The sequence below is a fragment of the Actinomycetota bacterium genome, assembly GCA_036280995.1.
Lineage (GTDB): Bacteria > Actinomycetota > CALGFH01 > CALGFH01 > CALGFH01 > CALGFH01.
This window is the reverse complement of the sequence record DASUPQ010000467.1, coordinates 1-7,581: the sequence shown is the minus strand read 5'-3', so window position 1 is coordinate 7,581 and position 7,581 is coordinate 1. Positions and strand designations below refer to the sequence as shown.

Genomic DNA, 7,581 nt, shown 5'->3' with positions numbered 1-7,581 from the left:
GCGAGCGTGTCGGTCAGCGCCTGTCCGGATTGCTCGTGGACGTCCACCGCCCCGCCAAGGGCCGGTGCGACCAGCCCAGGTTCGCTCACCCCTTGCAGGTCCACCCAACAGGCCTCGTCGGAGAACCCCGACGTCACGTCCCTGACGACCTCAACCGCCAGCCGCGTCTTGCCGCAGCCACCCGAACCGGTCAAGGTCACCACCCGGGCGTCCGTGACCAGGTCGGCCACCTTCGCACGTTCATGCTCGCGGCCGACAAACGTCGCGACCCCAACGGGCAGCCCGCTCTGCATCTCCCTGGACTCTACCCGCCCCGATCGACGAACCCACCGCCGACGCCTGGCCGGTCGCGGTGGCCTCGGACTCGTCGTGGACTACCTTCCCGAACCGGCGCGCCTCGTCGTAGAGCCATTGGGCCCACTCCCTCCCCGGACCTTACTTCTATGCCATGGGTCCACCTATGGCTCAACGTGCTCCATGGACGCCTCCAGTAGGGCCGCCCGCAGGGGCTTGCCTTGAGGTTCTGCATGGGAAGGCTCGCGACAGCACTCAGCGCGGGGAGTCCCAAGGCGTCTGAACCTGTCAGCGCTCAGAGTGTTTCAGGCGCTTCTAAGAGTGAGATTCTCGCAAATCTCCGGCAAGCGGCCCTGAGCGAGAATGCTGCCGATGCGTTGTGCCTGGTGGAGCTGAGGGGATTTGAACCCCTGACCCTTGCATGCCATGGACGGCATGCCTGGTGAACGCCGCTGCTCGGAGCCTTCGCCGCTGGTCAAGGCCAGAGCACAACTGTCCGCTGGGTACCGCTGTTGTCCCTTGCTGTCCCTGCTTCGTGCCCCAGACATGCCCAAGGGCGCCTGAGGTCGGGAGCTGGATGACGGTCCTGAGGGGCAGCCGCTCGGCTGCCCCTCACGGGACGTTCTCAGTCGCAGGCCACCGACGGCTGCGTTGGAGGATATGGGTCGACGCCTTCGAGCGCCCACGCGAACACGACCGCGATGCCCGCGAGGTCGCACTCTGACAGCGTCGGCACGATTCCGTTGCTCCAGTGCCAGCCGTAGCCCATCAGGTCCGTCGACTCGGTCAGCGGCTGGGCATGCCCGAGGCCAAGCGCGTGGCCGAGCTCGTGCATCGTCACGTAGTACAGGTACTGCGGTGTGTACGTAACCCCGACGGGCGGCACCAGATCCGAGCGCACGATGACGTTCGGACACGAGTTCGCCCCGCAGATCGCGTACCCGCCGAACACCGTCCCGCCCGCCGTGGGGTTGTAGTGCAGCACGATGTCGGCCTTGTGCTTGGCCGTGTACCGGTCGGTCACGTCGGTGAGCGTGATCAGCCCCCCGAACTCCTGCCGCAGCGCGTAGTCCCAGTCGGCGATCGCCTGATGCACCGCGGCCAGCGACTCCTCGTCGATGTTCGGATGCGCCTGCACCGCCACCGTCAGGTCAGTGTGATCCCACCAGTAGCCGGGGTAGTTGAACGCGCCGTGGAGGATGAGGACGCTGTCGGTGTCCGGTGGCGTGGGCGCCGGCCGGAGCGGCGTCACCGCTCCTGCTGGGGCAGCGGTGACCGCGGCCATGAGCAACGCGAGCAGAAGCACGAGCACCGTCTTCTTCATGCTTAGCCCTCCAACTCGGGGATCCCGGCATGGGTGGCGGCTGATTGGCATAGTCAGAATAGACTAGTCAACGGTGCTGACGGAACCACCGAGCGCGGAGGGTGAGGCCGGTTCCCCGGTGATCGTCGTGTCGCTGCTGGGCCGCAGGGCCGGCCTTGAGGAGGTAGAGAAAGTCCCTCGGCCTTGACTTCGATGGGGGAGCGGGGTGCTGTCGTGTGCGCATGTCTGGTGCGGTAGCGCAGCTAGCCCACGCCGTTGCCGCCCCGGCGCTCGTCCAGCAGTTCGAGCTGGAGCCGGGCCCGGTCGGGCAGGAAGTGCTTGCCCCGCCGACCCCCACGGGCCAGAGGAACAGGTGGTCCTCGTCCCCAGCCCGGCGGTGATGGCAGGGCGCCCAGGGGGACGGCCCCGGTGAGTCACGCTCGGCTGCCGCCTTCAGGTGCCGGAGCGCTCGGGGGCGAAGTCCCGCTCGATCCGCGTCCTGGTGGGGAGGCCGCCACCAGCGTCGGGAAGGACACGACCTGGTCGGCCGCCGGCCCGATCTGTGCGACCGCCCGCGCGGCCGGTGACTGGGCCGCGGCGGCCGGGTCGGTCTCCCCGACGGCCATCAGCTCCTCCAGCCGGCGCCTACAGGTAGTGCCGACCGGCCGCTCCAGGTCGTCGATGAAGAAGGCCTCCTTGTCTGGTACCGCCCAGTCGAACTTGGCGTCCTCATCGGCGATGTAGCCGTCAGCACCTAGAGCAGCTTGGCCATGATGGGCCTTTTCTCGAGGGTTGGCGCTGCGGGATCGTCGCTCAGCACCGTACCTGGCGGCTGTGGCACCGCCCGGCAACGGCCTCGCCGAGGCTGTCTGAGCCCAGGTCGTGTCCTCACCAAAAGCCAGATCCCTCCTGGATGCCTGGCCGGGCGGTCGGCCCGGGGACCCGGGGGACGGTGGACACCGTGACCTGCCGAGCGACCACCAGGAGCAGGCGGCAGCGCCAACAAAGCCGGCCGAACTGATCAACTGCCGGCCCTGGCCGGCGCAGGAGCCGAGCTTGGTTGGTGGGACGCTTGCGGCTGGCGTGGTGGGAGAACAAGACTCCCACCACGAGACTGCTCGCAGCCCGGCTCAGGCTCAGCCGCTTATCGTCCACAAGCACCTTGTAGCAAGACAAGAAGAAGCTGCGTACGACGCCGCTACGCGGGGACCACGTCAAGGAGCTCGGGCCCCGCGGTGGCCAGCCACAGCTCGCGGGGACCGGGGGCGAGCACATCCTGGACCAGCCAGCGCGGGCCGCGAAACCACCCGGTCACCCGCCCAGAGCCAGAGTCGACCCGCAGCAGGATGCCGCTGTCGTGCAACCCGCCCGAGTACGGGCCGCCCAGCCAGACGGCGCCGCCGCCGACCACCGGCCCAACCGCCCGGCTTGGGGCCAGGTCGGGGAGCGGTGTGGTGGCGGTGATCTTGCCGGTGCGCTGGTCCAGGCGCCGCAGCCGGCCGGTCCGATCACGCTCGCTACCGGGAGGATCCGTACCCGACAGCACCCACACCGCGCCGGCGTCCGCGGCCAACCCATACCCGGTGCCGGGCACGCGGACGGCGCGGGCCGGGCCGCCCGCCAGCGGCACCCGCCACAGCCGCTCGTCCTCGGGCGTCTGGGTCCAGACCGCGTCGGTGCCCACGGCCAGCCGCCCGACCGGCTGGCGCCTGCCCGAGGCGTCGGTGACCACCAGCGGCGGGCGGGGTCGCAGCGTTCGGGCATCGATGCGGCTAAACCCCATGGGCTGGTACCCGCGCCGGCAGCAGTACGACCACAGCACCCCGTGGGCCACCGCCAGCACATAACCGCCGAACCGGGCGGTCACCCGCAGGCGCACCGGGTCGACCCGCGCGGTCACCGTAGCCTGCCCGTTGCCCGCCCAGACCGCCCCCGCCCCGACCGCCAGCGGCCCCGTCGGCGCGCCCAGCTCCAGCCGCCCGGTCACCCGATGCCGGTCGGGGTCCACGCGCAGCAGGGTGCCCTGCCCCAGCAGCACCCAGATGGCACCCTCGCCGACCGCGACGGCGGCCGGCTGGCCGGGCAGCGCCACCCGACCGGCCACCGCCAGCCCGGAGGTAACTGGGGTGGCGTCGGCCACCGTGGTGCTGGTCGTCCGGGGCGCTCCGGCGTTGCTTTCCGGCAGGTTGCCGCCTTGCAGGCGGCCGACCACGACTAGGGCCAGCAGCATCACCACCACCCCAGCAACAAGCCGCCAGCCACGCCTCGGCACGTCCACGCCGATTCCCCCGATGCGATGCTTTGCTGATTCTCCACCTGAAGCGGCCGTCGCGCCGCCCTCGTCCCCACTGCATCGCCTCGTCGAAGCCGACCCGACCATCGCCGGCTCGGGTGCCGGGTTGATTGGTGGAGTGCTTGCGGCTGAGGGTCGGGCATGCCAGCACCGTAAGCGAGGGAGGCCACCTGAGTGGTGGGCAACGACCACCAACCTGCGGCCCAAGACCCGGGACCGCGACGAGCTGCTGCTCCGACGCCTGGCGCTGCCAAGCTTCGGAGCTGTACCGCTGGCGGCGATCAGCCAGCGCGACGTGCGCGCCTGGGTGGCCGACCTGAATGCTGGGGGCTTGGCACCGGCGATGGTGCTGAAGGCCTACCAGCTCTTGGGCAAGGTCATGGGGGCGGCCGTGGATGCCGGCGCAGTCGCCGTATCGGCGGGTGCCGCTGCCGAAGGTGGAGCGGGAGGAGATGCGGTTCCTGACCCCGGCCGAGGTCGCCACCCTGGCCGACGCGATCCGGCCTCGCTACCGCGCCCTGGTCCTGGTCGGCGCCTACGGGGGTCTGCGCATCGGGGAGCTGGCCGCGCACCTGGCCGGGCCGGGCGACCTGGACGCCTTCGTGTTCACCGCGCCGCAGGGTGGCCCGCTGCGGGTGACCGCGTTCCGCGGTCGGGTGTGGCGGCCGGCGACCAGGGCTGCCGGAGTGGATGGGCTGCGCATCCACGATCTTCGGCACACGGCGGTCGCGTTGTGGATCGCGGCGGATGCCAATCCCAGGAGGTCGCCGCTCGGGCTGGCCACTCCTCGGTGAGCTTCACCCTGGACCGCCACGGCCACCTGTACCCGGAGTCGGATGCGGCCCTCCGCGACCGGCTGGACGCCATCTACTCGGCCGGCGAGCGCGGCCAGGGCGCTGCCCTGGTAGAGCTGTTTCGGGAGCGCTTGCGGCCGCAGCGCGGTCACGGAACGCGGTGAGCGCCGCTGACACTCGACCGATAACGGTTCTGACCTCAATGGCGCTGCTCACCGGTGAGGGAATCAGCAGGGCCGGCCGCCGCCGTCTCCGTGCAGGTGGGGCTCGCTGCTCAATGAGCCACGACCGTGTCTGCCTGCAGCCGGCTGATCGCATGCCGTGTCATGAGCCTTGACAACCCACAACTCAGCAAACAAGGTCGTCCTGCCGGGCTCCAGCTATCCCGGTTCGGAGGGGCCATGGACCTGCCCGCAGACCGCTCGAGGCCAACCAGCGCCCCACCGCTGCATCCCACCCTGCGCGAGGCGGTCCGGTCGCCGCGGCGGCGGCGGCCCACCGGGGCGGCCCCGCCCCTGCCGTACCGGCTGCAGACCAGCGGCATTCGCTGGCTGGTGGCCGCCGTGGTCCTGGTCGGGCTGACCCTGGCGATCTTTGCCCGCGGGCTGCGCGGCCCAGCGGTGGCAGTCACGGTCGTGGATGACGCGGTGGTGCGCTGGCTGGCCAGCCTGGTCGGGCCGGGGCTGGTGGCGCCCCTGCGAGGCCTGGCCCGCATCAGCTCCTGGTGGGTGCTGTACACGCTGTTATACGGGCTGGTGCTGGTATTGCTGGTCCTGCGCCGCTGGCGGCACCTGCTCGTCTGGCTGGTCGTCGTCCAGCTCGGAAGCTACCTCGCATTGGGCCTGGCAATGATCGCTCGGCGGCCGCGCCCGTTCGGGGTCGACCTCCGGTCGAGCTGGGGCGGCTGGGCGATGCCGTCAGTGCAGATCGCCTACCTCACCGCGGGCCTGATGGCGATGCTGTACACGCTGGTGCCAGAGGGTCGCTGGCGCAACCTGGGCAAGTGGGTGGTAGCCGGGCTGGTCACCCTGGTCGCCCTGGCCCGCATCGCGCTGGGCGTCGACGCCCCCAGCGACCTGCTGGTCGGGGTGGGCATCGGGGTGGCCCTCCCGCTGCTGCTGTTTCGCCGGTTCACCCCCAACGAGGCTTACCCGGTTGTGTACCGGCGGGGCCGCAGCGCCCACCTGGATGTCGGCGGCGCCCGCGGGGAGGCGATCCGGAGGGCCCTGGAAGACCAGCTTGGCCTCATCGTGGAGAAGGTCAAACCGTTCGGGCTAGCCGGCTCAGCCGGGTCGACCCCGCTGCGCATCACCGTCAAGGGGGATCCTCCCAAGCAGCTGTTCGGCAAGCTGTACGCCCAAGGCCACCTGCGCTCGGACCGCTGGTACAAGCTCGGCCGGGAGCTGCTCTACGGTCGCCTGGAGGACGAGAAGCCGTTCCACACCGTCCGCCGGCTCGTCCAACAAGAGGACTACGCCCTGCACAAGCTCCATCTGGCCGGGCTGCCCAGCCCAGCCCCGTTCGGGTTCGTCGAGCTCACCCCGGAACGGGAGTACCTCCTGGTCGCCGAGTTCTTTGACGGCACCGTCGAGCTGGGCGAGGCCGAGGTCGACCAGGGCGTGATCGACGACGGCCTGGGGATCATCCGCAAGCTGTGGGACGCCGGGCTGGCCCACCGCGACATCAAGCCGGCCAACCTGCTGGTCCGCGACGGCCGCATGATGCTGATCGACGTCGCCTTCGTCGAGGCCCGCCCCTCGCCCTGGCGCCAGGCCGTCGACCTGGCCAACATGATGCTCTGCCTGGCCCTGCGCTCCAGCCCCGAGCTGGTCTACCGGCGAGCCCTCCAGTACTTCACCGTGGAGGAGATCACCGAGGGGTTCGCGGCCGCCCGCGGGCTGGCCCTCCCCTCCCAGCTGCGCCACCTGCTGCGGGCCCAGGGCCGGAACCTGCATGCCGAGTTCGTCCGGTTGCTGCCCAGCCCGCCCCGGCCGATCCGGATTCAGCGGTGGAGCGCCCGCCGGGTCGCGCTGTGGGCGTCGATTCTGGGCCTGGTCGTCTTGGCCGCCCTGAACTCCAGGAATATCTTCAGCACCGAGTATGCCGTCGCGACCCCGCTGGGGGTCAAGGACGTCGGCTGCGACGACCTGGAGCCGCTGTGGCTGATGGCCCAGTCGGTGCCGTCGGCCTCGCTGATCCCGTGCCTGCAGCTGGTGCCGGTCGACTGGACGGTCGCCGAGGTGGCGGTCAACAACGGCCGCTCGGTGATCACCCTGGACCACGACCGCGGCGGCAGGGCCGCGATGGTGGTCAGGCTCAGCGCCTCCTGTGACCTGGCCGGCGCGCGTGAGGTGACCTCCGAGCAGGCGGGGGCACGCCGCTATCTCCGCGTGGACCGCACCGCCCCGGAGTTTTCGGCCACCCGCGCCTATACCTTCCCCGGGGGCTGTGTGACCCAGCGCTTCCGCGGGGCAGGGCCGAGTGCGTTTCGCCTGAGCGACACGGCCTCCTCCGAGTTTGGGTTCATCACCCGCGAGGAGCTGCGCCAGGCGCTTAGCCAGCGCTCCCACGGGCGACTGGAGCTGGACCCCTAGCAAGGACGATGAGCCGCCAGGAGTGCAGGTCGTTGGACCCGTCAGGCGAAGGATTGCTCTGACGGTCGACCCTCCCACAGGCGTTCGCGGCCCCAGCGCGGCCCCAGAGTGCGGCGAGCGTCGCCGGCTCGCGGCTGGCGACGCTCTGACCTGCAGTATTGGGGGTGGAGGTGAGGGGATTTGAACCCCTGGCTTCCTCCGTGCGAGATCTGTACCAGGTATTCCTGCCGAGAACTGCCTGTTGTTGAGGACTGGCAAGACCGGTTAGAAACCTCAGGTTAATGGCCATGGATGGCAGAATCG

6 protein-coding genes are annotated in these 7,581 nt (G+C 70.4%); 3 read left to right on the top strand and 3 right to left on the bottom strand.

Translation table 11 applies throughout. From position 1 onward, the window contains the following. From VF468_15570 to VF468_15560, 3 genes are all read right to left on the bottom strand, one after another. Nucleotides 1-293, bottom strand: a 293-nt coding sequence (locus VF468_15570; GenBank protein ID HEX5879713.1) for a hypothetical protein, incomplete at its 3' end; no start/stop codon positions are given. Between the two features lie 626 nt (nucleotides 294-919). Next, nucleotides 920-1,618: a matrixin family metalloprotease gene (locus VF468_15565; protein ID HEX5879712.1), complete on the bottom strand. Its 699-nt coding sequence runs from the start codon at nucleotides 1,616-1,618 to the stop codon at nucleotides 920-922. Nucleotides 1,619-2,795: 1,177 nt separating this feature from the next. Beyond that, nucleotides 2,796-3,827, bottom strand: a complete 1,032-nt coding sequence (locus VF468_15560) for a hypothetical protein (GenBank protein HEX5879711.1) — start codon at nucleotides 3,825-3,827, stop codon at nucleotides 2,796-2,798. A gap of 458 nt (nucleotides 3,828-4,285) precedes the next feature. Between VF468_15560 and VF468_15555 the strand changes: the two genes are divergently transcribed. The 3 genes from VF468_15555 to VF468_15545 all read left to right on the top strand — a co-directional run bounded on the left by VF468_15555 (nucleotide 4,286) and on the right by VF468_15545 (nucleotide 7,278). Continuing rightward, nucleotides 4,286-4,684: a hypothetical protein gene (locus VF468_15555; GenBank protein ID HEX5879710.1), complete on the top strand. Its 399-nt coding sequence runs from the start codon at nucleotides 4,286-4,288 to the stop codon at nucleotides 4,682-4,684. Then, the gene (locus tag VF468_15550; GenBank protein HEX5879709.1) at nucleotides 4,681-4,848 is read left to right on the top strand and encodes a hypothetical protein; all 168 of its coding nucleotides are present in this window, start codon (nucleotides 4,681-4,683) and stop codon (nucleotides 4,846-4,848) included. The genes VF468_15555 and VF468_15550 overlap by 4 nt, the downstream gene beginning before the upstream one ends. A gap of 237 nt (nucleotides 4,849-5,085) precedes the next feature. Then, nucleotides 5,086-7,278: a phosphatase PAP2 family protein gene (locus tag VF468_15545; GenBank protein HEX5879708.1), complete on the top strand. Its 2,193-nt coding sequence runs from the start codon at nucleotides 5,086-5,088 to the stop codon at nucleotides 7,276-7,278. Nucleotides 7,279-7,581 lie beyond the last annotated feature (303 nt).

Excerpts from the sequence above, each read along its gene's own strand:
- VF468_15545 (HEX5879708.1), top strand. The coding sequence starts at position 5,086 with ATGGACCTGCCCGCAGACCGCTCGAGGCCAACCAGCGCCCCACCGCTG.
- VF468_15560 (HEX5879711.1), bottom strand. The coding sequence starts at position 3,827 with ATGCTGCTGGCCCTAGTCGTGGTCGGCCGCCTGCAAGGCGGCAACCTG.
- VF468_15565 (HEX5879712.1), bottom strand. The coding sequence starts at position 1,618 with ATGAAGAAGACGGTGCTCGTGCTTCTGCTCGCGTTGCTCATGGCCGCG.
- VF468_15555 (HEX5879710.1), top strand. The coding sequence starts at position 4,286 with ATGCCGGCGCAGTCGCCGTATCGGCGGGTGCCGCTGCCGAAGGTGGAG.